The 21,810-nt window shown below is 63.0% G+C and carries 20 protein-coding genes and 1 riboswitch; of the genes, 12 read left to right on the top strand and 8 right to left on the bottom strand.

Features of this window, described 5'->3' with window-relative positions:
- Position 1: 1 nt before the first annotated feature.
- Complete coding sequence (locus RA21_RS13475; RefSeq protein WP_039149707.1) at positions 2-538, bottom strand: dihydrofolate reductase family protein; 537 nt, start codon at positions 536-538, stop codon at positions 2-4.
- 271 nt (positions 539-809) lie between these two features.
- A riboswitch (cobalamin riboswitch) is annotated at positions 810-1,008 on the top strand.
- Positions 1,009-1,115: 107 nt separating this feature from the next.
- Between RA21_RS13475 and RA21_RS13470 the strand changes: the two genes are divergently transcribed.
- The 3 genes from RA21_RS13470 (at position 1,116) to rpiB (ending at position 4,031) form a co-directional block, all read left to right on the top strand.
- On the top strand, positions 1,116-2,351 hold the full coding sequence (locus RA21_RS13470) for an aromatic ring-hydroxylating oxygenase subunit alpha (protein ID WP_039149703.1): 1,236 nt from the start codon (positions 1,116-1,118) through the stop codon (positions 2,349-2,351).
- Between the two features lie 4 nt (positions 2,352-2,355).
- Positions 2,356-3,441: a hybrid-cluster NAD(P)-dependent oxidoreductase gene (locus RA21_RS13465; RefSeq protein WP_039149637.1), complete on the top strand. Its 1,086-nt coding sequence runs from the start codon at positions 2,356-2,358 to the stop codon at positions 3,439-3,441.
- A gap of 140 nt (positions 3,442-3,581) precedes the next feature.
- Positions 3,582-4,031 carry a ribose 5-phosphate isomerase B gene (rpiB, locus tag RA21_RS13460; RefSeq protein ID WP_019297322.1) on the top strand — a complete coding sequence of 150 codons (450 nt, stop codon included), beginning with the start codon at positions 3,582-3,584 and terminating at the stop codon, positions 4,029-4,031.
- 41 nt (positions 4,032-4,072) lie between these two features.
- Here the strand turns inward: rpiB and RA21_RS13455 are convergent, their stop codons facing one another.
- Positions 4,073-5,650: a DUF5928 domain-containing protein gene (locus RA21_RS13455; protein WP_039149634.1), complete on the bottom strand. Its 1,578-nt coding sequence runs from the start codon at positions 5,648-5,650 to the stop codon at positions 4,073-4,075.
- 142 nt (positions 5,651-5,792) lie between these two features.
- Between RA21_RS13455 and RA21_RS13450 the strand changes: the two genes are divergently transcribed.
- Both RA21_RS13450 and RA21_RS13445 read left to right on the top strand, forming a co-directional pair.
- Positions 5,793-6,611, top strand: coding sequence for a sulfotransferase family protein (locus tag RA21_RS13450; protein ID WP_019297320.1), 819 nt, complete (start codon positions 5,793-5,795; stop codon positions 6,609-6,611).
- A 2-nt stretch (positions 6,612-6,613) separates the two neighbouring features.
- Positions 6,614-6,961, top strand: coding sequence for a DUF6678 family protein (locus RA21_RS13445; RefSeq protein WP_152610544.1), 348 nt, complete (start codon positions 6,614-6,616; stop codon positions 6,959-6,961).
- 457 nt (positions 6,962-7,418) lie between these two features.
- Here the strand turns inward: RA21_RS13445 and ilvD are convergent, their stop codons facing one another.
- Both ilvD and RA21_RS13435 read right to left on the bottom strand, forming a co-directional pair.
- Positions 7,419-9,263 (bottom strand): dihydroxy-acid dehydratase, encoded by a 1,845-nt coding sequence (gene ilvD, locus RA21_RS13440; protein ID WP_019297318.1) that lies wholly within the window; start codon positions 9,261-9,263, stop codon positions 7,419-7,421.
- A gap of 133 nt (positions 9,264-9,396) precedes the next feature.
- The gene (locus RA21_RS13435; protein WP_039149628.1) at positions 9,397-10,575 is read right to left on the bottom strand and encodes a benzoate/H(+) symporter BenE family transporter; all 1,179 of its coding nucleotides are present in this window, start codon (positions 10,573-10,575) and stop codon (positions 9,397-9,399) included.
- Positions 10,576-10,679: 104 nt separating this feature from the next.
- Between RA21_RS13435 and RA21_RS13430 the strand changes: the two genes are divergently transcribed.
- The 3 genes from RA21_RS13430 (at position 10,680) to smpB (ending at position 12,700) form a co-directional block, all read left to right on the top strand.
- Positions 10,680-11,240: a helix-turn-helix domain-containing protein gene (locus tag RA21_RS13430; RefSeq protein WP_039149625.1), complete on the top strand. Its 561-nt coding sequence runs from the start codon at positions 10,680-10,682 to the stop codon at positions 11,238-11,240.
- Between the two features lie 78 nt (positions 11,241-11,318).
- The gene (locus RA21_RS13425; protein ID WP_039149623.1) at positions 11,319-12,173 is read left to right on the top strand and encodes a DMT family transporter; all 855 of its coding nucleotides are present in this window, start codon (positions 11,319-11,321) and stop codon (positions 12,171-12,173) included.
- 44 nt (positions 12,174-12,217) lie between these two features.
- The gene (gene smpB / locus RA21_RS13420; RefSeq protein ID WP_019297314.1) at positions 12,218-12,700 is read left to right on the top strand and encodes an SsrA-binding protein SmpB; all 483 of its coding nucleotides are present in this window, start codon (positions 12,218-12,220) and stop codon (positions 12,698-12,700) included.
- 11 nt (positions 12,701-12,711) lie between these two features.
- On the opposite strand, the gene RA21_RS13415 is transcribed toward smpB, so the two are convergent.
- A complete protein-coding gene (locus RA21_RS13415) occupies positions 12,712-13,995 on the bottom strand; it encodes a leucine-rich repeat domain-containing protein (protein WP_241483505.1) in 1,284 nt (427 codons plus the stop codon).
- A gap of 100 nt (positions 13,996-14,095) precedes the next feature.
- Between RA21_RS13415 and sseA the strand changes: the two genes are divergently transcribed.
- The 3 genes from sseA (at position 14,096) to RA21_RS13400 (ending at position 16,626) form a co-directional block, all read left to right on the top strand.
- Complete coding sequence (gene sseA / locus RA21_RS13410) at positions 14,096-14,950, top strand: 3-mercaptopyruvate sulfurtransferase (RefSeq protein ID WP_039149617.1); 855 nt, start codon at positions 14,096-14,098, stop codon at positions 14,948-14,950.
- A gap of 3 nt (positions 14,951-14,953) precedes the next feature.
- Entirely contained in the window at positions 14,954-16,138 is a 1,185-nt protein-coding gene (locus tag RA21_RS13405) for an amino acid aminotransferase (protein ID WP_039149614.1), read from the top strand.
- A gap of 230 nt (positions 16,139-16,368) precedes the next feature.
- Positions 16,369-16,626 carry a hypothetical protein gene (locus RA21_RS13400; RefSeq protein ID WP_019297310.1) on the top strand — a complete coding sequence of 86 codons (258 nt, stop codon included), beginning with the start codon at positions 16,369-16,371 and terminating at the stop codon, positions 16,624-16,626.
- Positions 16,627-16,771: 145 nt separating this feature from the next.
- On the opposite strand, the gene RA21_RS13395 is transcribed toward RA21_RS13400, so the two are convergent.
- Positions 16,772-18,106 carry an ammonium transporter gene (locus RA21_RS13395; RefSeq protein ID WP_019297309.1) on the bottom strand — a complete coding sequence of 445 codons (1,335 nt, stop codon included), beginning with the start codon at positions 18,104-18,106 and terminating at the stop codon, positions 16,772-16,774.
- 26 nt (positions 18,107-18,132) lie between these two features.
- On the bottom strand, positions 18,133-18,471 hold the full coding sequence (locus RA21_RS13390; protein WP_029204925.1) for a P-II family nitrogen regulator: 339 nt from the start codon (positions 18,469-18,471) through the stop codon (positions 18,133-18,135).
- A gap of 270 nt (positions 18,472-18,741) precedes the next feature.
- Here RA21_RS13390 and RA21_RS13385 point away from each other — a divergent pair, with 270 nt between their 5' ends.
- Positions 18,742-20,952 (top strand): transglycosylase domain-containing protein, encoded by a 2,211-nt coding sequence (locus RA21_RS13385; RefSeq protein WP_019297307.1) that lies wholly within the window; start codon positions 18,742-18,744, stop codon positions 20,950-20,952.
- Between the two features lie 259 nt (positions 20,953-21,211).
- Here the strand turns inward: RA21_RS13385 and RA21_RS13380 are convergent, their stop codons facing one another.
- Positions 21,212-21,808, bottom strand: a complete 597-nt coding sequence (locus RA21_RS13380; RefSeq protein WP_019297306.1) for an MlaC/ttg2D family ABC transporter substrate-binding protein — start codon at positions 21,806-21,808, stop codon at positions 21,212-21,214.
- Positions 21,809-21,810 lie beyond the last annotated feature (2 nt).

Here is a 21,810-nt window from a genome sequence, read left to right as displayed (position 1 = left end):
GTCAGGCCACCTGGAACGTGGTCTGGACCATGCCGGTGGGCAGGATGCGGGAGCTTGCCACCTGGAGGTCTATGTCCTGGTCCAGGCTGCCGAACAGCGGGATGCCGCTGCCGATCAGGATCGGAACCGTTGTGATGGTCAGATCGGCGATCAGCCCCTGGCGCAGGAAGGACTGCACCATCCGGCCGCCGTCGACATAGGCGCGGGTCCAGCCCTCCTCTTGCAGTTCCTGCATAAGGTCTGCGGGCGCGGCGGTGCTGAGGCGCACCTTGTCCTTCAGCTCTTCGGGAATGTCCTGTTCACTCAGGCTGTTGCTGAGGACCACAACCGGTTCGGTGTAGGGCCATTGGCCGAACCCCAGCACGGTGCGGAATGAGCCCGTCCCCATGACCAGCCCGTCGACACTGTCCATGAAGGCGGCAAAACCGCCATCGTCATCTTCGGCGTCGGGCTGTTTGAGCAGCCAGTCCAGCGAATGGTCCTGCCGGGCCACGAAGCCGTCGAGGCTGGTGGCGATGAAGACGTGGCCGGTGGTCATCGGATTCTCCTGCATTGCATTTAACTATACGTCATATAGTTAAATGCAATTCGTGTTCCAAGGGGCCAGCGTAAGATTCTCTGCGTGCGAATCGATCTGCAGCGGCTGGCAGCGCCTAACCGCATGAAAGATAAGCGCTTGCCGCAAACGGACCGGCGGATGCCGGTTTGAGATTCTGGACATCCCTGTCCCGCCGAAAGCGGCAAACATGCATGTCTTTTTCCGGTTTTGGCGGGTCGGATTTGTCTCCGCCGGCGGCGCGGGATTCGGGCATTTTCCGCTTCAGCAAGGTGCCGCCCCTAGGGGCGGAGAATTGGGAAGCTGGTGAAATTCCGGCACTGCCCCCGCAACGGTGACCCCGGGCAAGGCATGGCAATAACCACTGAAGCAACGGCTTCGGGAAGGTGCCAGGCCCCGCCGCCGAATGGCCCCGGGACAGTCCGGAAACCAGCCTTGCCCCGAAAACGTCAACCGCGGGCGGCGGCGGGGCGGTTGCAGGCGCGTGGCCTGCAATCTCTCTATCCATGCCCGCAGCCAAGCCAACCTGCCGCGGGGATGCGGCAAAGGAGAGAAGCAGATGCTTCACGACAGCGAAATTCTGGCCAAACTGGTCGCCCGTCAGAAAAACTATTCCCTGGAGCAGGCGTTTTACACCGACCCGGGCGTGCTGGATCTGGACATGCGCCAGATCTTCTACCGCGAATGGCTGTTTGCCATTCCCGCCTGCGAGATCCCGAAGGCGGGCAACTTCGTGACCCATCAGGTCGGCGCCTACAACGTCATCATCGTGCGCGGCACCGATGGCGAGGTGTGTGCCTTCCACAACGCCTGCCGCCACCGCGGTTCTGTTGTGTGCAAGGCCAAGAAGGGCAACTCGCCCAAGCTGGTCTGCCCCTACCACCAGTGGACCTACGAGCTGGACGGCTCGCTGTTGTGGGCACGCGACATGGGGCCGGACTTCGATGCCTCCAAGCACGGGCTGAAGCCGGTGCATTGCCGTGACCTGGCCGGCCTGATCTACATCTGCCTGGCGGATGAGGCGCCGGACTTCGACGCTTTTGCCGCAGTTGCGCGCCCCTATCTGGAGCCGCATGACCTGGGTAACGCTAAGGTCGCCTATGAAAGCTCGATCATCGAGAACGGCAACTGGAAGCTGGTCTGGGAGAACAACCGCGAGTGCTATCACTGCGGCGGCAACCACCCGTCACTGTGCCGGACCTTCCCGGAAGATCCGTCGGTGACCGGCGTCGAGGGCGGTGAGACCCCGCCGCATCTGCAAAAGCATTTCGACCGGATCGAAGCGGCGGGCGTGCCGGCGCAGTTCCAGATCGATGCGCGCGGCCAGTACCGGGTGGCGCGGATGCCACTGAACGAGGGCGCCGAGAGCTATACCATGGACGGCAAGGCGGCAGTGGCCAAGAAACTCGGCCGGGTGCCCTTTGCCGATGCCGGCACGCTCTTGAAGTTCCACTACCCGACCACCTGGAACCACTTCCTGCCAGATCATTCCATCGTGTTCCGGGTGACCCCGATCAGCCCGACCGAGACAGAAGTCACCACCAAGTGGCTGGTGCACAAGGACGCGGTGGAAGGTCAGGACTATGACCTGAAGCGGCTGACCGAGGTCTGGGTCGCCACCAACGACGAGGACCGCATCGTGGTAGAGGACAACCAGCGCGGCATCAACTCGCCCGCTTATGAGCCCGGTCCCTATTCGGAAGTGCAGGAGAGCGGCGTCATCCAGTTCTCCAACTGGTACGCCGACCATCTGACCCGCGCGCTGACCGGCCGCCACCTGATCGCGGCGGAGTAAGCGTATGGGACTGCAGGCCAACTTCGAGACGCTGGACGAAACCCTGGCGTGGAAGGACGACGAGATGCTGGAATGCGTCTCTGTCGTGCCGGAAGCGCCGAACACCGCCACCTTCAGCTTCCGCGCGCCTTCGGGCGCGTGGTTCAAATACCAGCCGGGCCAGTTCCTGACCCTGGAGCTGCCGGTGCCGGGGGAGACAGTCTGGCGGACCTATACGATCAGCTCCTCGCCGTCGCGGCCCTTGTCGATCTCAGTGACGGTGAAGGCGCAAGGAGACAGCATCGGCACCCGCTGGATGCTGGACAGCCTGAAACCGGGCATGTTCCTCAAGGCCTCCGGCCCGGCGGGCGTGTTCACCCTGCCCAAGCGCCCGAACGGCAAGTTCCTGTTCATCTCCGCAGGCTCCGGGATCACACCCAGCCTGTCGATGACCCAGTACCTGTTCGACCGCGGCCAATCGCCGGACGTCTGTTTCATCAACTGCGCCAAGCGCCCCAGCGAGATCATCGCCCGGCGCCAGCTTGAGGGCATGGCGGCGCGGGTGCCGGGCATCAAGCTGCACTTCGTTGTGGAGGAGGACGACCCCTATCAGGTCTGGACCGGCTACCGCGGGCAGCTGAACCAGATCATGCTGGGCCTGATCGCCGGTGACTACCTGGAGCGCGAGGTCTATTGCTGCGGGCCGGAGCCCTTCATGCAGGCGGTGCGCGACATGCTGAACGGTCTGGGCTTCGACATGGAGAACTACAACCAGGAAAGCTTTGGCGCGCCGGTGGAGACAGAGGCAGATGCGCCGGAACTGGACGATGTTGTTCCGGCAGAAACCGCCGCCGCCGAGATCACTTTTGCAGCGTCGGGCGTCACCGCAACCTGCACCGAGACCGACACCGTGCTGGCAGTGGCCAAGGCGTCGGGCCTCAACATCCCGTCGGGATGCACCTTCGGCATTTGCGGCACCTGCAAGGTCAAGAAGACCGCAGGCGACGTGCATATGGTCCACAACGGCGGCATCTCGGAAGAGGACGTGGAGGCAGGGTATATCCTGGCCTGCTGCTCCAACCCGATTGGCCGGGTCGAAGTGGAAATCTGATCTGTCGGAGGGCCTCCCGCGGGCCCTCCGCTCCCTTCTGGTCCGGGCCTGCGGCGATAAAGGGATTGACGCCGCGCCCGTCCCTTGGTCAACACGGGGCCAAGCCTCATACCCCCGTTGCGACACAGGACCATCAGACCATGACTGCCAGCAAACGCATTGCCCTTTCCAGCGACCACGCCGCCATCGAGCTGCGCAAGGCCGTTGCCGCCCATATCGAAGCGCAGGGCTGGGAGGTCGAGGACATCGGCCCGCAAACCCCTGAGAGCACCCATTATCCCAAGCACGGCGCCGCCGCGGCACAGCTGGTGGCCTCTGGCGACTGCACTCTGGGCATTGTCCTGTGCGGCACCGGCCAGGGCATCATGATGGCGGCGAACAAGGTGAAGGGCATCCGCTGCGGTGTCTGCTCCGACACGTTTTCAGCCAAGATGATCCGTGCCCATAACAATGCCAACATGCTGTCGATCGGCGCCCGCGTGGTTGGTGAAGGGCTGGCGCTGGAAATCGTCGATGCCTTCCTGGGCACGGAATTCGAAGGCGGCCGCCACGGCACCCGCGTCGACATGATCAACGCGCTGGAAGACTGAGACCTGGCCCTCTGGCCCGGCAGCGCAGGGCCGCGTCCCGCTCAGTCTGCAAAAAGATAACTGGTCCCGGCAATTTGCCGGGACTGATCGCCGGACAGGTTCAGAAAGCCGCTGAGCTGGTCCGCGTTTTCCTCCACGCTGCTGCTCTCCCGTATTTCGTAGAGCTGGCCGAAGCCCGCATCGCGGATGCGGTCGTTTTCATGCAGGATGTCGTTGCGGATCGTTGGCAGCAGCCGTTCGAGCGTCAGCTGCGGCGTGCGTTCGCCTGCCAGTCCGACCCGGCGGGCATGGCCGATCAGGTAGTCGTCGCTGAAATCGCATTCGATGTGCAGAAAGCGGGTCGATGACCGGTCTGAATGGAAATCGTTCATCAGGTCGATGGCGCCGGGATCCAGGCAGATGATCAGCTGATCGGATTCATAGTATTCAAACAGCATCCGCATCAGCGCCCGGCGGTGACGGGTGCGTTTCATCAGCGCCGCCTGAATGCCGCCGAGGTCGGGCAGCGGGGTGTCTTCCTCGTTGAACAGGTATTCGATTGCCGGGATGTTGGTGACCTGCCGGATCTGTTCCAGCAGCCGCTTGGCTACATGCCATTTCTTGCAGACCACGATCAGCAGCTCGCGTTCACGGCCCAGGGTGCTTTCGGTTTCCCAGAACCTGGGCGCAAAGCGGCGACCGTCGCGCCCGCGCTGGGCCAGGAACTTGTAGAGGCTTCTGCCCTCGTTGGAGATCTGGAAGTCCACCCCCTGCGCCGCATAGAGCCGCCCGAGCCGCGACTTCAGCTCCTTGGCCTCGGGGCTGATTTTGCGGGCAAACAGAAAGTCCTGGCTGAGCAGCAGGTCATAGTGATCATTGTAGAAGTTCACCGGCATCCCGTAGTCGGTGAACATCAGGAAGGTGAGGGTGCGGGTTTCGATCTCCGCTTCCGGGATCAAGTGGCGCACCAGGGTTTGAAAGAAGGTCTCGTCCGGAATCCATGTGGTGCGGAAAAAGCGCATCACGTCGCGGCGCTTGCGGATGAAACCCAGGATCCATTCGACCGTGCGGCGGCGCAGGCACCACCACTGGCTGCCGATCTGCACCTGAATATCGGCGGGAATCTCCCGCTGCAGCCCCAGCCGCTTCTGCAGGCCGTGGCTCCAGTAAAACAGCTGCTTGTGCTTGCGCTCGTTGAAGAAGTGCCGGTAGATCAGCCGCTCCTCCTTCATGCCGGTCTTGATCCAGTCGCTTTCGAAGAAGTCGAAGCTCTCGATGAAATCCTTGTCGTGCGCATCCAGGAACTGGTGGGCGTATTCCGCCGTTTTCACCGCCATGCAATCGCCCGATAGCATGTAGAAATGGGTGGCGCGCGGAAACTCCTCCACGGCGCTGCGCAGCGCATGCAGTGTCGCCTCGACCAGCGACCACTCGCCCCAGCCGCATTTGATGCGCCTCTTGGCAAAGGTGACGTTGGGGTTGTCGGCCAGTTCTGACCGGATCAGCTGGTAATCCTCCGGCGCTGCCCGCCCGTCAAAGTGGATCGCCATGCAGTCGCCGGCCGCCGTCAGCCGCTCAGCCTGCTGGATGATCGCCTCGGGGTCTTTATGGCAGAGCAGAATATATGCGATTTTTGCCATTGGGGGGACGGACTGCCTTGTTCTGCCTGATTGTTTACCTTGATAAGCGCGCTGTACGCACGAATAAACCAGATAGTTCCCGTTTCGGTAAACATATGCGATTACTGCTAGGAACAGGCAAAGACGGACAAGAGGGCGGAAAATGGGGTTTCCCGGCACCTGGATGACGGAAAGTGAGAGTGTGGTCTACCGGGTGGTGCCGAAATGCGCCTGCTCTACGATTGGGCAGATCCTCTATTACTCGGACCACGGACGGTTCTTTGACGGTGACATTCACGACGCCAAGGACGGTCTGCACAAATGGGCGCTGGAGCACAGCCAGGGGCCGATCACGCGAAATGTGCAGGGGCAGCGGTCCTATGCTTTCACCTGTGTGCGCAACCCCTATACCCGGATCCTGTCATCGTTCTTCGACAAGATCTGCGGCATCCAGCGCAACGGCAAGCGCTACCGCGGCAACCTGGTGCCCAAGCTGGCCTATGAATACGGGATCGAGGTCGGTGGCGACGACGGCAAGCAGGAGTTCGACCAGATCGCCAGCTTCCGCCGGTTTCTGCTGTTTGCCCGCGACACCATCCGCTGGCGCCGCCCGATGGACCCGGACATCCACTGGTCGGCAATGTCGGGGCATGTGTCGACCTTCATCCTGAACGGCGGGCGCTACAACCAGATCTTCTGGACCGAGGCGTTCAATGACGGGATGCAGGGGGTGCTGGACGCCATCGAGACGCCGCATCCCGTGGACCTGACCGCAATCCCGCGCTTCAACGAAAGCGAGGGCCACGGCCCCAAGCGCGCCCATCCGGTGGAGGATTACTTCGACGACCTGTCGATGCACCTGGTTTACGAGATCTACAAGCGCGATTTCGAGCTGTTCAAATACGATTTCGAAAACCCGGCCAACAAGATGCCGGTGGGCGAGATCGACCTGGACGAGGTGCACGCCAAGCTGGGGGAGTGACCGTGGCGCGGGCCTATGAGGGTTTCTATGCGGTTTGCAACCATACCAAATGGATGGAGCTCAGGGCCCTGGTTCTGTCTCTGGGCGCGGATGAAAGGCCTGACTTCCGGTCCCGTTGTATTGCTAGCGGAAACGTGAGTGGTTGGGAACGCGAGTGGTTTTACCATTTCTGCGACGGCGGTTTTGCGGATCTGGAATGGGTGGAATTGCGTGGCAGCTGCCTGGCTGATGCCGAATTTCAAAAACGGCTTGCGCAGATTGGATTGGCTGGGAAAGCCGAAGGAAATGCAGTGCTCATTTTTGGCTTTGTGACATGCGGCGAGACAGCAGAGAAACTGTCCTTCGCCTAGATTTCTTGAGTGCCGAAGCGAGGGGCTCCCGCGCCATGCCGCCGCATCATAGATGCAGCAGCATAAGACTTGGGCCGGGCGCCGCTGGCGCGGCGCGGTTGCGTTCAAAGCGCGGTGGTCCCGCTTCTTTCTGGTTCAAAATACCCCCCGCCGGAGGCGCGCCGTGCGCCCGCACGGCGCAACGCCCAACGCCGCTCGGTGCACTGGCGTGAGCCAGAGGGCCGCAGCGGGGGCGGGAGAGATTGGCGGATGCAGAAAATTTTCTGAGAAGCGGTTCAGGGACAGGACTGCCCTGAACGCGCTTTCCCCATGGTAAAGCACCTGAAACCGCCTCAAGGGCAAGCGGCTGCGCCGCCGCGCGTTCGCGCGGCCCTTGACCCGGCTTCAGGCGCGGGAGCCAAAAGAAAACCCGCCGCGTAGAGGCGGCGGGTTCTGTGTGCTCCAAGTCTGAGCGGTATCAGTCCTCGTCGGGCAGCGCACGCACCGCGCCTTTGGCGGCGGAGGTTGCCAGCAGCGCGTATGCCTTCAGCGCCTTGGAGACCTTGCGCTTGCGCGGTTCGGCGGGTTTCCAGCCCTTGGTGTCCTGTTCCTCGCGGCGCGCGGCCAGGTCCTCGTCGGAGACAGCCAGATGGATCGAGCGGTTGGGGATGTCGATCTCGATCCTGTCGCCCTGGCGCACCAGGCCGATGGTGCCGCCCTCGGCTGCCTCGGGCGAGACATGGCCAATCGACAGGCCGGAGGTGCCGCCGGAGAAGCGGCCGTCGGTCAGAAGCGCGCAGGCTTTGCCGAGGCCCTTCGACTTGAGGTAGGAGGTCGGGTAAAGCATTTCCTGCATCCCCGGGCCGCCGCGCGGGCCCTCGTAGCGGATCACCACCACGTCGCCTTCCTTGACCTTGCCGGTCAGGATGTCGTTCACCGCCGCGTCCTGGCTTTCGCAGACATAGGCCGAGCCGGTGAATTTCAGGATGTTTTCATCCACGCCCGCGGTCTTCACGATGCAGCCGTCCAGAGCGATGTTGCCGAAGAGCACCGCAAGGCCGCCGTCCTGGCTGAAGGCGTGCTCCTTGGCGCGGATCACGCCGTTTTCACGGTCGGTGTCCAGTTCCTTGTAGCGGTTGGCCTGGGAAAAGGCCTGGGTGGTGCGGACGCCGCCAGGGGCGGCCTTGAACAGCTCCTCGGCCTCCGGGTTGTTGGCGACCTTGATGTCCCATTTGGCAATCGCCTCGCCCATGGATGAGGAATGCACGGTGTGGCAATCGTTGTGCAGAAGGCCTGCGCGGCTCAGCTCGCCCAGGATCGAGAAGATGCCGCCGGCGCGGTGCACGTCCTCCATGTGGACGTTGTGGATGTTCGGCGCGACCTTGCACAGGCAGGGCACTTTGCGGCTCAACTGGTCCATGTGTGACATGTTGAAATCCACCTTGCCCTCGTTGGCGATGGCCAAGAGGTGCAGCACGGTGTTGGTGGAGCCGCCCATGGCGATATCGAGGCTCATCGCGTTCTCAAAGGCCTCGAAAGTTGCGATCTCGCGCGGCAGCAGGCCCTTTTCCTCGTCCTGATAGTGGCGTTTGGTGATCTCGACGATCTTGCGCCCGGCCTCCAGGAAGAGGCCCTTGCGGTCGGCGTGCGTCGCCAGCGTCGAGCCGTTGCCCGGCAGCGCCAGGCCCAGGGCCTCGGCCAGGCAGTTCATCGAGTTGGCGGTGAACATGCCCGAGCACGACCCGCAGGTCGGGCAGGCGTTTTCCTCGATATGCTTCACCTGGTCGTCGGTGAACTTGTCATCCGCCGCCGCGACCATGGCATCCACCAGGTCGATCTTTTTCATGTCCAGATCGGCGATGTCGATCTTGCCCGCTTCCATCGGGCCGCCGGAGACAAAGATCGCCGGGATGTTGAGGCGCATGGCGGCCATCAGCATGCCGGGCGTGATCTTGTCGCAGTTGGAGATGCAAACCATGGCATCCGCACAGTGCGCGTTGACCATGTATTCGACGCTGTCGGCAATCACCTCGCGCGAGGGCAGCGAATAGAGCATCCCGTCATGGCCCATGGCGATGCCGTCATCCACCGCGATGGTGTTGAATTCCTTGGCGACGCCGCCTGCCGCCTCGACCTCGCGGGCGACCATCTGGCCCAGGTCCTTGAGGTGGACGTGGCCGGGCACGAACTGGGTGAAGGAGTTGACGATGGCGATGATCGGCTTGCCGAAATCATCGTCTTTCATGCCGGTGGCGCGCCACAGTCCGCGGGCGCCCGCCATGTTGCGGCCATGGGTGGAGGTTCTGGATCGGTACTTTGGCATCAGGCTGGTTCCCTTAGTCTTTGCCCTCAGGGACACGATTTGCGCAATAAAGGCAACCGGCCGGGGGGCTGTTCGGTAATTTTGGCGCAGTTTGCGCCGGAATTCAGTGGCGAAATGTCTCTGGCGGTGGTTCTCAGGCGCGGGTGGGGGCCGGTTCCGGGCTTTTCAGCCAGTGATTCACCAGAAGGCCCAGCACCAGCGCCCAGAACGGCGCACCGATTCCATAAAAGCTGATGCCGGAGACGGTGGTCATGAAGGTGATCAGCGCAGCCTCGCGCCCTTGCGGTCCTGCCAACGCGGCGGAGAGGCTGTTGCCGATGGTGGCCAGCAGCGCAAGCCCTGCGACGGTGGCAACCAGTGCCTTGGGGGCGATCAGGAACAGACTGATGACGGTGGCGCCGCCAAGCCCCACCAGGATGTAGACCAGACCCGTCATCACACCTGCCAGATAGCGGGTGTCGGGGTTCTCGTCCGCTTCCGGGCCGGCGCAGATGGCGGCGGTAATGGCGGCAAGGTTGAAGGCAAAGCCGCCGAAGGGGGCGAGGATCAGCGAGGCCAGGCCGGTGATGGTCAGGCTGGCGGAAACCGGCGGCTCATAGCCGCAGGCCTTCAGCGCCACTACGCCGGGCATGTTTTGCGAGGACATGGTGACGATGTAGAGCGGCAGGCCGATGCCGATCAGCACCGGCAGCGAGAAGGCGGGCATCACGAACTCGGGGCGGGCCAGTGTCAGGTCCAGCGCCTCCAGGCTGCCGAAGGCACCTGTACTCGCGCACCATGCCACACCTGCGGCCAGCACCGCGGGAATGGTGTAGCGGGGGAACAGCTTGCGCCCGGCCAGAAAGGTCAGGCCCATCACCGCCACCAGCGCTGTGTCGGTCTGCAGCGAGGTGAAGGCAGAGAGACCGAACTGGAACAGGATGCCCGCCAGCATCGCGCTGGCCAGGCTTTCCGGGATCAGACGGGAGAGGGCGGCGAACCAGCCGGTAATACCCGTGAGCGTCAGGAGCGCCGCGCAGAGGAGGAAGGCGCCCACCGCCTCTGCCAGCGGCACGCCATTGAGGCTGACCGCCAGCAGCGCCGCGCCCGGTGTCGACCAGGCCGTCAGGACCGGCATCCGGTACATCAGAGAAAGGATCAGGCAGGTGATCCCCATGCCGAGCCCCAGCACCAGCATCCAGCTGTTGGCCTGTGCCTGTGTGGCGCCCACGGCCTCAATTGCCTGAAAGATAATGGCGACTGATCCGGTGTAGCCGACCAGCACGGCAACAGCGCCAGAAACGAGATGCGAAAGCTTCAGATCTTTGAGCATGCGGCTTTTCCTTGGCGGCCGGGCAGGGTAGGGTGGCGTGCGTTATAGCGCACAATACAGTCCGTGCGTTATAACGCACAAGACTTTTTTGACGGGCAGAGACAATGAGCGATGACGGCATCACCCTGAACCTGCGTGAAATCCGTGCGGCAGCGGGGCTAAGCCTCAGCAAGGCGGCGGAGGCCACAGGTGTCAGCAAGGCGATGCTGGGACAGATCGAGCGCGGCGAATCAAGCCCGACAATTGCCACCCTTTGGAAGATCGCCAAGGGGTTCCACCTGCCGCTGACCGCCCTTTTGGGAGAGGCCGCACGGCCAGTGAGCGCCGCCACCGGGGTTTATGAAACGGTGCAGTTTCCCGGCAGCATCGGGGTGAAAATCGTCTTTCCGTTTGATCCGCTGCTGGGGGCGGAGACCTTTCAGGTGACGCTGCAGCCGGGGCAGAGCCACCAGTCGCAGCCCCATGACACCGGTGTGACCGAGGAGGTTTATGTGCTGCACGGCTCCATGGAGGTGCTGCGGGATGGCGAATGGGTGGCGCTGGAGCCGGGGCAGGGGCTGCGCTTTGCCGCCGACCAGCCGCATGGCTACCGCAGCCTTGAAACCGGCGCGGCGTTTCTCAACATGCATCACTACCGGCAGGCGGTTCTGACGCAGCGGGATTGATCTGCTTCACTTGTGTATTTTTTCGGGGCTGCCTACCACTTGCGCAAGTGATTGAGTTTTCAGGATTTGGAGCCGGGAATGGACACGCTGCGCGGAAGCCTTCTGATGGTGCTGGCCATGGCCGCCTTTGCGCTGGAGGACATGTTCATCAAATCCGCGGCTCTTGCGCTGCCGGTGGGGCAGATCCTGATCCTGTTCGGGCTGGGCGGCATGGCGGTCTTTGCCGCGATGGCGCGTTCGCAGGGTCACGCCCCCTGGCACCCGGGCTTTGGCACGCGCCCGATGCTGTGGCGCTCCTTGGCGGAAGTTGTCGGGCGGCTGTGCTTCACCCTGGCAATTGCGCTGACGCCTTTGTCCTCGGCCTCGGCCATTTTGCAGGCGACACCGCTGGTGGTGGCTGCAGGGGCGGTTGTGTTCTTTGGCGAGACCGTCGGCTGGCGGCGCTGGCTGGCGATCGGGCTGGGGTTTGCCGGGGTGCTCATGATCCTGCGGCCGGGGCTGAGCGGTTTCGAACCGGCCTCGCTGTTTGCGGTGGCAGGCACGCTGGGGTTCGCGGGCCGCGATCTGGCCACCCGCGCGGCGCCCAAGGATATGAGCAACAACCAGTTGGGGTTCCTGGGCTTTGCCATGCTGGTGGTTGCCGGGATCATTGCGCTGGGCTGGACTGGCGGTGCGGTCTGGCCTGCCCCGCGTAATTGGCTGGACATCGCTGCGGCCACGGTGATCGGAGTGATTGCCTATAATGCTTTGTCGGGCGCGATGCGGGCAGGGGAAATTTCGGTCATTGCGCCGTTCCGCTACACAAGGCTGGTCTTTGCCATGGTGCTGGGGGTGCTGGTGTTCGGCGAGCGCCCCGACACGCTGACCCTCATTGGCAGCGCGGTGATCGTCGTCAGTGGTGTTTTCACGCTGCTGCGCAGCCGCAAAGCGTAACCGTATCTTGCGCCCGCCGCGGTGCGGCCTTACATCTGCCGCCCATGGCCAAGAAGAAGCAGACATCAGACCCGAACTACAAGGTGATCGCCGAGAACCGGCGGGCACGTTTCGATTATGCAATCGAGGACGATATCGAATGCGGCATCGTGCTGGAGGGGTCCGAGGTCAAGGCGCTGCGCGGCAACGGCACCAATATCGCGGACAGCTACGCCGCGGTGGAGGAGGGCGAGCTGTGGCTGGTGAACTCCTACATTCCGCCGTATGCGCAGGCCAAGGTGTTCAAGCATGAGGAACGCCGCCGCCGCAAGCTGCTGGTGTCGCGCAAGGAATTGTCGGACCTGTGGAACCTCACCCAGCGCAAGGGCATGACCCTGGTGCCGCTGGTGATCTATTTCAACCACAAGGGCCGCGCCAAGATCAAGCTGGGCATCGCCAAGGGCAAAAAACTGCACGACAAGCGCGAAACCCAGGCCAAACGGGATTGGGGCCGCCAGAAACAGCGCCTGCTGAAGGACGCGCGGTAGGTTTCGGCCTATCAGTCTTTCTGGCTTGCGCCGGTAACGTATCTGGCAATCTGCTTCCGCCCCAGCAGGCGCCTGTGCGGCCCGCCTTCCGGGCCGGCGTAGAGGATCTTGAGGTTTTCGGTTCTGAGCAACGGCAGGAGAGTTTCCTGAGGCAAGCCGATGGCCCGCAGGATAGACAGATTTTTCAGGCCTTCGAGCGGTTGCAGATCCCGGACGGCTGTGCCGGATATTCCAAGTTCCTTCAGACCTGGCATCTGCCGGACAGGCGCCAGACTGATCACCGCAGTGCCAATTGCTGAAAGCTCACGGAGGCTTGGCCCTGCAAGCGGCTTAAGACTGCTGACAGTGGTGCCGTCCAATACCACAGTTTGAAGCGCGGAAAGGTTTGACAGGGGCGCGAGGTCTTGGACACGCGTGTGTGCCAGGTTCAGTTCTGCCAGTCTGCCTGCGCTTGCCAAGGGCGACAGGTCGGCAACGCTGCTGCCTGTCAGGACCACGGTATGAAGGGCGGGTTTATTCTGCAGCCCTTCCAGGCTTTGCAGGCGGCTTCCGTCTGCGCGCAGCATTTCCAGACTGCTGGAGGCCGCCAGCGGTGCCAGGCTTTGGACCGGGCAACCGGAGATCCAGACCACGCGCAGGTTCGCCGCGGCCAGCGGTGCCAAATCGGAGATGCCGGTGTTGAAGGCCAGCAGATTTTCCAGCGTGGCCATTCCCGCCAGCGGTTCCAGGTCCGTGACGCCTGAATCGGCAATATTGAGGCTTTGCAGACGGTTGTAACCGCGCAAAAAGGAGAGATCTGTCAGCTCCCTGATGCCCCAGACGGAAAGATGCTCAAGCCGGGTCAATTGCGCCAGCGGAGTGAAATCGCGGGTCCGGACAGAATCAAGGCTCAGCCGCCGCAGTTCCGGCAGCCGCGTCAAAGGCTCCAGGCCGGAAACGCCCAGCCCCACTAGCGCCAGTTTCTCCAGATTGGGAAGCTGAGCCAGCGGTGACAGGTCTACGGGGTCTTCAAATCCTGGTTCTGCTATCAGCGACAGGCTGGTCAATTGCTGAAACTGTACCAGTTCCTGCAAGTCCGACTGCCTTGCGCCAAGCCTGATGCTCGCCTCTAAGTTATTGTCTTTTATGCATGTACTTCCAAAGGCCGCACAGCTGGCCTGCGCAGGAAACGGCAGGGACAGCCAGGCGGCCAGAAGGATGAATGCAAAAAAGCTGCGCAAACCGGGCATGTGATTACCTTTTCCGACACCTGCCGCAATAATGCAGGCAAGATGTTTCTGCTCCGTAAAACACACGCATAAGGCCCGTAAAGGCTTGTGAGGGGGACAGGACAGCTTGCACCGCCCTGCCACGGGATGTACCCATGGCGCTAAATGCAGATAGGGAGACGCTTTGATGCAGGACGATCCGAAGACGCTGGTTTCCACGGACTGGCTTGCCGCCCATCTGAAGGACCCGGATCTGCGGGTTTTGGACGCGTCCTGGTATCTGCCGCAGCAGGGGCGGGACGCCAAGGCGGAGTATGACGCCGCCCATATCCCCGGCGCGCGGTTCTTTGATATTGACGAGATTTCCGACAACCGCTCCGACCTGCCGCATATGGTGCCGCCGGTGGAAAAATTCATGTCCAAGCTGCGCGCCATGGGCGTCGGCGACGGCCACCAGGTGGTGGTCTACGACGGCGCCGGCCTGTTCTCGGCAGCCCGCGTCTGGTGGCTGTTCCGGCTGATGGGGCAGACCAATGTTGCGGTGCTGGACGGCGGCTTTCCGAAATGGCAGGCCGAGGGCCATCCGGTGGAGGACCTGCCGCCGGTGATCCGCGACCGCCATATGACCGTGCGGGTGCAGAACCATATGGTGCGCGATGTGACCCAGGTCTCTGCCGCCGCCAAGCTGGGCGATCATGAAATCATCGACGCCCGCTCCGCCGAGCGCTATCGCGGCGATGCGCCGGAGCCGCGCGAGGGTCTGCGCGCGGGCCACATTCCCGGCTCGCGCAATGTGCCCTTTGGCCAGGTGCTGAAGGCCGATGGCACCATGAAAGACGCCGATGGCATCCGCGCTGCCTTTGAGGCCGCTGGCGTCGACCTGAACAAACCTGCGATTACTTCCTGCGGATCGGGCGTTACCGCTGCCATCCTCAGCCTCGCTCTGGAGCGCATCGGCAAGACCGATCATTCGCTCTATGACGGGTCTTGGGTGGAATGGGGTGCCTTCCCGACCCTTCCCGTTGCTACCGGAGAGAACTGAGCAATGTTCGAAACCCTGAAACCCCAGCCCGCCGACAAGATCCTGGCGCTGATGCAGATGTACCGCGACGACCCGCGTGCGGACAAGATCGACCTTGGCGTCGGCGTCTACAAGAACGCCGAGGGCGTCACCCCGGTGATGCGCGCGATCAAGGCGGCGGAGCACAAGCTGTGGGAAGAGCAGACCAGCAAGTCCTATGTCGGTCTGGCCGGCGATCCGGCTTACTCGGATGCGATGATCAAGCTGATCCTGGGCGATGCGGTTGCGCGTGAGAACATCGCGGCAGCGGCCACGCCCGGCGGCACCGGCGCGGTGCGCCAGGCGTTTGAGCTGATCAAGATGGCCAACCCCAAGGCGCGCGTCTTTGTGTCGGATCCGACCTGGCCGAACCACGTGTCGATCCTGAACTATGTCGGCATCGAAACCGTCGTTTACCGCTATTTCGACCGCGACACTCGCGGTGTGAACTTTGACGGCATGATGGAAGACCTGAAAGGCGCGCAGAAGGGCGACGTGGTGCTGCTGCACGGCTGCTGTCACAACCCGACCGGCGCCAACCTCAACGAGGTGCAGTGGAAAGAGGTCATTGCGCTGCTGAACGAGCGCGGCCTGATCCCGATGATCGACATTGCCTATCAGGGCTTTGGCGACGGCCTGGAAGAGGACGCGCTGGGCGTGCGCCTTGTGGCCTCCAGCTGCCCAGAGACGCTGATTGCCGCCAGCTGCTCCAAGAACTTCGGCATCTACCGCGAGCGCACCGGCCTGCTGATGGCTGTCTCCAACGACGCGGGCGCACAAGCGCTGAACCAGGGCACCCTGGCGTTTTTGAACCGGCAGAACTACTCCTTCCCGCCGGATCACGGCGCGCGTCTGGTGACCATGATCCTCAACGACGATGCTCTGCGCGCCGACTGGGCGGCCGAGCTGGAAGAGGTGCGTCTTGGCATGCTGGGCCTGCGCCAGAGCCTCGCGGATGAACTGCAGCGCCTGACCGGCTCCGACCGGTTCAGCTTCATCGCCCAGCACCGCGGCATGTTCTCGCTCTTGGGAACCACGCCGGAGCTGGTCGAGAAAATGCGGGTCGACAACGGCATTTACATGGTTGGCGACAGCCGCCTGAATATCGCGGGCCTTAACGCGCAGACCGTACCGGTGCTGGCCAAGGCGATTGTTGACGCCGGCGTCTGAGCCAGAGGCACTTTGAAATTTAAGAAACGCGCCCTTTTGCGGGGCGCGTTTTTCTTGGAGTGGCGCCTAAGACTTTTCAGAAAAATTTTGCGCGCAGGGGCTGTGATTGGCGGCTATGCGAAGACAGGACGACGCTTGACGTTAGGTCATTTGCAGTTGGGCGACGGAAGCACCAAGGCTTCGCGTTTGTGCTTGCGGAAGTCATACGCAACACAGCCTAGGAGACCGAAATGACCCTCGCAAAATCCGCCCTCGCCGTGATCCTGTCCGCGGCCGTTGCTCTGCCGCTGGCCGCCCCGGCTTTTGCTGCAAACGGCGAAGTTATCGACCGGGTGGAAAACCGTGCCGACCGCCGCGAGAACCGCCGGGATGAAGCCGTCGACACGGGTGTCTGGGACGTGGTGGAGGATCATCTTGACCGCGCCGAAGACCGCCGCGACTACCGCGACCAGAAGGCGCCCAAAGTGATTGTTGTCCCGCAGGGCTGACCCCGTTCCGCCCCGCGCCAGCGGCGCCCGGCCCAAAAGCGAAGGGTCATTTCTTGATGATCCTGCAACTGGCGGGAGCCCTCCGCCGAAACACAAACGCGGCGCCTGAAACAGGCGCCGCGTAATTTTGTCAGCAGGGCTGGACTTAGCTCGGCGAGAACTCCGGGTACGCCTCCATGCCTAGCTCCGCCATGTCGAGCCCGTTGACCTCATCCTCTTCCTCCACCCGGATGCCAGTGGTGGCACGCAGGATGATCCAGACCACGGCAGAGGCTGCAACGGTGAACACACCCACCACGGCGATGCCGGTCAGCTGAGTCAGCAGGCTGGCTTCAGGGTTCGACAGCACCACGGCCACAGTGCCCCAGATGCCGCAGAGCAGGTGCACCGGGATGGCGCCAACCACGTCGTCGATCTGCAGCTTGTCCAGGAACGGCACGGCGAAGACCACGATCACACCGCCGATGGCACCGATCAGGGTGGCCAGGCCCAAGCCCGGGGTCAGCGGCTCGGCAGTGATAGCCACCAGGCCGGCCAGCGCGCCGTTCAGGATCATGGTCAGGTCCGGTTTCTTGAACAGGAGCTGCGTCAGGATCAGAGCTGCCACCGCGCCGCCAGCCGCGGCAGCATTGGTGTTGGAGAAGATGCGGCTGATGTCAGCCACGTCGCCGATCGAGCCCATCGCCAGCTGCGAGCCGCCGTTGAAGCCGAACCAGCCCATCCACAGGATGAAGGTGCCGAGGGTTGCCAGCGCCAGGTTGGAGCCGGGCATCGGAATGGTCTTGCCGTCCTTATACTTGCCAATGCGGGGCCCGAGGATCAGCGCGCCGGTCAGTGCGGCCCAGCCGCCCACGGAGTGCACCACGGTGGAGCCGGCGAAGTCCAGGAAGCCCATCTCCTCGAGGAAGCCGCCGCCCCATTTCCAGCTGGCCTGGAACGGGTAGATCACGGCAGTCAGAATGATAGTGAAGATCAGGAAGGGCCACAGCTTGATGCGCTCGGCCAGTGTACCCGACACGATCGAGGCAGTGGCGGCGCAGAACATCAGCTGAAAGAAGAAGTCCGAGCCGGTGGCGGCATAGGAATAATCATCCGCGCCTTCCGCGGTGATCCCAACCGCCTCCAGCACGCCGGGGCCAAAGACGCCGGACAGGACGCCGTCGACGGCCCAGTTACCCAGCGGATACATCAGGTTGTAGCCGATCAGCCAGTAGAACACGGCAGCCAATGAGAACAGCGCCATGTTCTTGGTCAGCTGCATAGTAACGTTTTTGGAGCGGACCAGGCCCGCCTCGAGCATGGCAAAACCCGCTGCCATCCAGAACACCAGGCAGCCGCCGATCAGGAACAGCAGCGAGTTCAGGATGAACACGGTGTCGGTTGCGGGGTTCACGCCCGGGGCCGGGCCGTCCTGGGCCAGCGCCAGGCCCGGCAGCGCGCTCAGCGCCAGAGCCGCAAGGGGGAGTTTCAGGGTCTTCATAAGTCTTTCCTCCATGCCGGGCGCGCTTACAGCGCCTCGAGATTGGTTTCGCCGGTGCGCACCCGCAGGGCCTGTTCCACATCCAAAACAAAAATCTTGCCGTCGCCGATCTTGCCGGTGCGGGCGGTCTCGGAAATTGCGCTGACGGCCTGTTCGGCCTGATCGGCAGGCACAACCAATTCCAGCTTCAACTTGGGCACGAAATTCACTTCGTACTCGGCGCCGCGGTAAATCTCGGTGTGGCCCGCCTGGGCGCCAAAGCCCTTGATTTCGGTGACCATCAGCCCGCTCACGCCAAGACCGGTCAGCGCCTCGCGGACCTCGTCCAGCTTGAAGGGCTTGATGGCGGCAACGATCATTTTCATCTTTGCATCCCTTTGTTTCGCGCTGCCCCGGCCCCATGCCGATGCATTGTGCACCTGCAGCAAAGCCGCCGCCCCGAGTCGTGCAAAGCCAAGGGCAGCAAGTTTCCGCGCGTCTTTCTGCGAGCGCACAATAATTTTGCGCCTTTTGATCGCTTCGCTTAAAAACCGGCCATCTGGAAAAGGGGAAAGGTCCGGATTCTGCCCCCTCTACAATCCGGCGCCGGCAGGGTATTGTCGCCGGACAACGGGCAAACCGGGCAGGAACAGACGATGGCACAAGGATCCGGGCGCAAGCCTCTGGTGGCGGAGAAACGCTATTCCGCGGGCGGCAAGGGCAAACCACCCGCTAAGAAGCCTGCGCGCAGGAAGCCGGCGCCCAAGGCCAAAAAGCCTGGACTGCTGGCACGGCTGTTTGGCCGCAAGAAGTCCCGCGCCAGGCCGGTACGCAAGAAACGCGGCCTCATCGGCTGGCTGCTGGCGCCGTTTGCCTTTGTGTTCCGGCTGGCTTGGGGGTTCACCTGGCGGGTTGGCATGGTGGTCTGCGGGCTGGTCGGCCTGGCGGTGGCGTTCCAATATGCAAAACTGCCGGAGGTTTCTGCCTACCTGGACGGGCGCGCCCGTGGCTCCGTCACCATTCTGGACCGCGAGGGTGAGGTCTTTGCCTGGCGCGGCGACCAGTTCGGCGGCGTGGTGACCGCGGACACGGTGTCGCCGCATCTGAAAAACGCCATCGTTGCGACAGAAGACAAGCGGTTTTACCGCCACCTTGGCCTGTCGCCGCGCGGTATAGCCAGCGCCGTGCGCATCAACCTGAGCGAAGGGCGCGGGCCGCTGTCGGGCCATGGCGGCTCCACCATCACCCAGCAGGCGGCGAAACTCCTGTGCTTGGGCAAGGTCTATGATCCCACCGAATGGAAGAGTGAAAGCGCCTATGAGGCCGACTGCCGCAAGGGATCGCTCTGGCGCAAAGGGACCGAGGCGATCTTTGCCCTGGCGATGGAGGCCAAGTACACCAAGGACGAGATCCTTTCGATCTACATGAACCGCGCCTATATGGGCGGCGGCGCCTATGGCGCAGAGGCCGCGGCGCAGCGCTATTTTGGTAAATCCGCAAACCAGCTGAACCCGGCGGAGGGTGCAATGCTGGCAGGGTTGCTGACCGCGCCGTCGACGCTGGCCCCCACAAACAACCTGCAGCGCTCGCAGGACCGGGCGGCTACCGTGCTGCGGCTGATGCAGGAGCAGGGCTACCTGACCACGGCGGAGATGCAGAAGTACCAGAACAGCCCGGCAGAGCTGAGCGAGGCTGCGGCAGCGCGGGCCGGCGGCTATTTCGCCGATTGGGTGATGGACAGCATTCCAGACTTCCTGGGCGACCAGACCACAGAGGACGTGGTGATCCGCTCCACAATGGACCAGCGCTTGCAGCGCGCGGCTGAGGAAGCGCTGAAATACATCTTCGAAAACAAGGTGCGTCAGGGCTCCAAGGCGCAGGCCGCCATTGTGGTGATGAGCGCCGACGGCGCAGTGCGCGCCATGGTGGGCGGGCGCAAGACCAAGGTCTCGGGCGTTTTCAACCGGGCGACCCAGGCCAAGCGGCAGACCGGTTCTGCGTTCAAACCCTTTGTCTATGCCACCGCGCTGGAGCTGGGTTATTCGCCCTATGACCGGGTGCTGGATGCAAAATACTGCCTGAACATTCCAGGATCCGGCCAGTGGTGCCCGGATAACTACACCCGCAAGTTCTATGGTGAAGTGACATTGGCGCGGGCGCTGCGCGACTCGCTGAACGTGCCGGCGGTGAAAGTGTCCGAGGCCGTGGGCCGCGACAAGGTGAGCCTTGTGGCCAAGGACTTTGGCATCGACAGCGATCTGGCCGCGGGCCCTGCGCTGGCGCTGGGGGCGTCGGAAAGCACTCTGCTGGAAATGACCGGCGCTTATGCGGGTATCCTCAACGGCGGCTCCTCAGTGACACCTTATGGTGTAACGGAGCTGAAGCTGGTGGAGGACAATGAGGCGCTGATGGGGGCCAGCGGCGGCATGGGCGAGCGGGTGATCCGCCCGGAGGCCGCGCAGCAGCTGGTCTGGATGATGGAAAAGGTGATTGCCGGCGGCACCGGCCAGCGGGCGCAGATCCCGGGCTGGCAGGCGGCGGGCAAATCCGGCACCACATCAGCCGCCAAGGATGCCTGGTTTATCGGCTTCACGGCTGACTACGTGGCCGGCGTCTGGATGGGATATGACGACAATACGCCCCTGTCCGGTGTGACCGGCGGCGGTCTGCCCGCCGAGATCTGGCGCGAGACCATGGTGCGGGTTCATGAGGGGCTGGAACCGAAGCCACTGCCGATGCTGGAACCGGCACCGATCGCACCGCCGCCGCAGCCAACCCGCCGCGAGCGCCGCCGTCAGGGGCCAAAACTGGGCCAGGAACTGGGCCGCGCGGTGGACAACATCCTGCGGGATATTCTGGGCAACTGAAAATACGGATAGGCGGTGCTCCCGCCCGTCTCTGGCCTCCATGCGGAGGCATCGCCAGTTGGGCCCGGCGCCGCACCTTGAAGGTGCGGCGCGCGCCTGTCCCACAGGGCCTGGGGCGCCACGCCCAACGGGCGCACGGCATCCAGGATGCTGCGGCGACGGGCGGGAGGCTTCTGCCCCGCAAGCGGGTGGCCTGAAGCAGGCAAAGAAAAAGGCTCCCCGCAGGGAGCCTTGCTCGTGTCCGTCAGGAAAAACCGGATCAGCTCAGCCGGTCCAGCTCGGCAATCAGCGCGTCGATGTCACCTTTCTTGCTGTCCAGGATCGCGCCGATTTCGGTGCGCTCGGTCAGCAGCAGGTTCACGCCTTCGATGAACATGTTGAAAAACAGGTCGCGGCCGGAGCGGTCCGACACCAGGAAGGTCACTTCAAACGGCGACTGGCCCTTGAGGTAGGCAATAGTGCTCACCTCATACCATTTCTTGACTTTCTTGACGCCCTTCACCTCCAGCTTGCCGCCGATGAACTCGCGAAAGCGTTTGCCGTACTTGCGCGAGATGTAGCCCTGAAATGCCTTGGAGAAGGCCTTCTTCTGGCTGGCCGAGGCGCGGCGCCCATCCACCCCGAGCGCATAGGCCGCGATATACGAGGTGTCGCTGTAGCGCTGGAAGATCCGCTCGAACTCGCGGAACATGGCGCTTTCACCCTTGCCAGAGTCGATCACACGGTTGATGTCGGCAACCAGGCTGTTGATCAGCTTGCTGGCGCTGTTTTCGGTCAGCGCCCAAAGGGTTTGCGGAGCTGCAACCAAAGCAGCGGCGCCGGCGCACAGGCCAGTCACGAAATTGCGGCGGTCCATAT

Source organism: Leisingera sp. ANG-DT, assembly GCF_000813785.1.
Lineage (GTDB): Bacteria > Pseudomonadota > Alphaproteobacteria > Rhodobacterales > Rhodobacteraceae > Leisingera.
This window is presented reverse-complemented; position numbering and strand designations above follow the sequence as displayed.

Coding starts and splice junctions, on each gene's coding strand:
- RA21_RS13475 (WP_039149707.1), bottom strand. CDS start 538: ATGACCACCGGCCACGTCTTCATCGCCACCAGCCTCGACGGCTTCGTG.
- RA21_RS13470 (WP_039149703.1), top strand. CDS start 1,116: ATGCTTCACGACAGCGAAATTCTGGCCAAACTGGTCGCCCGTCAGAAA.
- RA21_RS13465 (WP_039149637.1), top strand. CDS start 2,356: ATGGGACTGCAGGCCAACTTCGAGACGCTGGACGAAACCCTGGCGTGG.
- rpiB (WP_019297322.1), top strand. CDS start 3,582: ATGACTGCCAGCAAACGCATTGCCCTTTCCAGCGACCACGCCGCCATC.
- RA21_RS13455 (WP_039149634.1), bottom strand. CDS start 5,650: ATGGCAAAAATCGCATATATTCTGCTCTGCCATAAAGACCCCGAGGCG.
- RA21_RS13450 (WP_019297320.1), top strand. CDS start 5,793: ATGGGGTTTCCCGGCACCTGGATGACGGAAAGTGAGAGTGTGGTCTAC.
- ilvD (WP_019297318.1), bottom strand. CDS start 9,263: ATGCCAAAGTACCGATCCAGAACCTCCACCCATGGCCGCAACATGGCG.
- RA21_RS13435 (WP_039149628.1), bottom strand. CDS start 10,575: ATGCTCAAAGATCTGAAGCTTTCGCATCTCGTTTCTGGCGCTGTTGCC.
- RA21_RS13430 (WP_039149625.1), top strand. CDS start 10,680: ATGAGCGATGACGGCATCACCCTGAACCTGCGTGAAATCCGTGCGGCA.
- RA21_RS13425 (WP_039149623.1), top strand. CDS start 11,319: ATGGACACGCTGCGCGGAAGCCTTCTGATGGTGCTGGCCATGGCCGCC.
- smpB (WP_019297314.1), top strand. CDS start 12,218: ATGGCCAAGAAGAAGCAGACATCAGACCCGAACTACAAGGTGATCGCC.
- sseA (WP_039149617.1), top strand. CDS start 14,096: ATGCAGGACGATCCGAAGACGCTGGTTTCCACGGACTGGCTTGCCGCC.
- RA21_RS13405 (WP_039149614.1), top strand. CDS start 14,954: ATGTTCGAAACCCTGAAACCCCAGCCCGCCGACAAGATCCTGGCGCTG.
- RA21_RS13400 (WP_019297310.1), top strand. CDS start 16,369: ATGACCCTCGCAAAATCCGCCCTCGCCGTGATCCTGTCCGCGGCCGTT.
- RA21_RS13395 (WP_019297309.1), bottom strand. CDS start 18,106: ATGAAGACCCTGAAACTCCCCCTTGCGGCTCTGGCGCTGAGCGCGCTG.
- RA21_RS13390 (WP_029204925.1), bottom strand. CDS start 18,471: ATGAAAATGATCGTTGCCGCCATCAAGCCCTTCAAGCTGGACGAGGTC.
- RA21_RS13385 (WP_019297307.1), top strand. CDS start 18,742: ATGGCACAAGGATCCGGGCGCAAGCCTCTGGTGGCGGAGAAACGCTAT.
- RA21_RS13380 (WP_019297306.1), bottom strand. CDS start 21,808: ATGGACCGCCGCAATTTCGTGACTGGCCTGTGCGCCGGCGCCGCTGCT.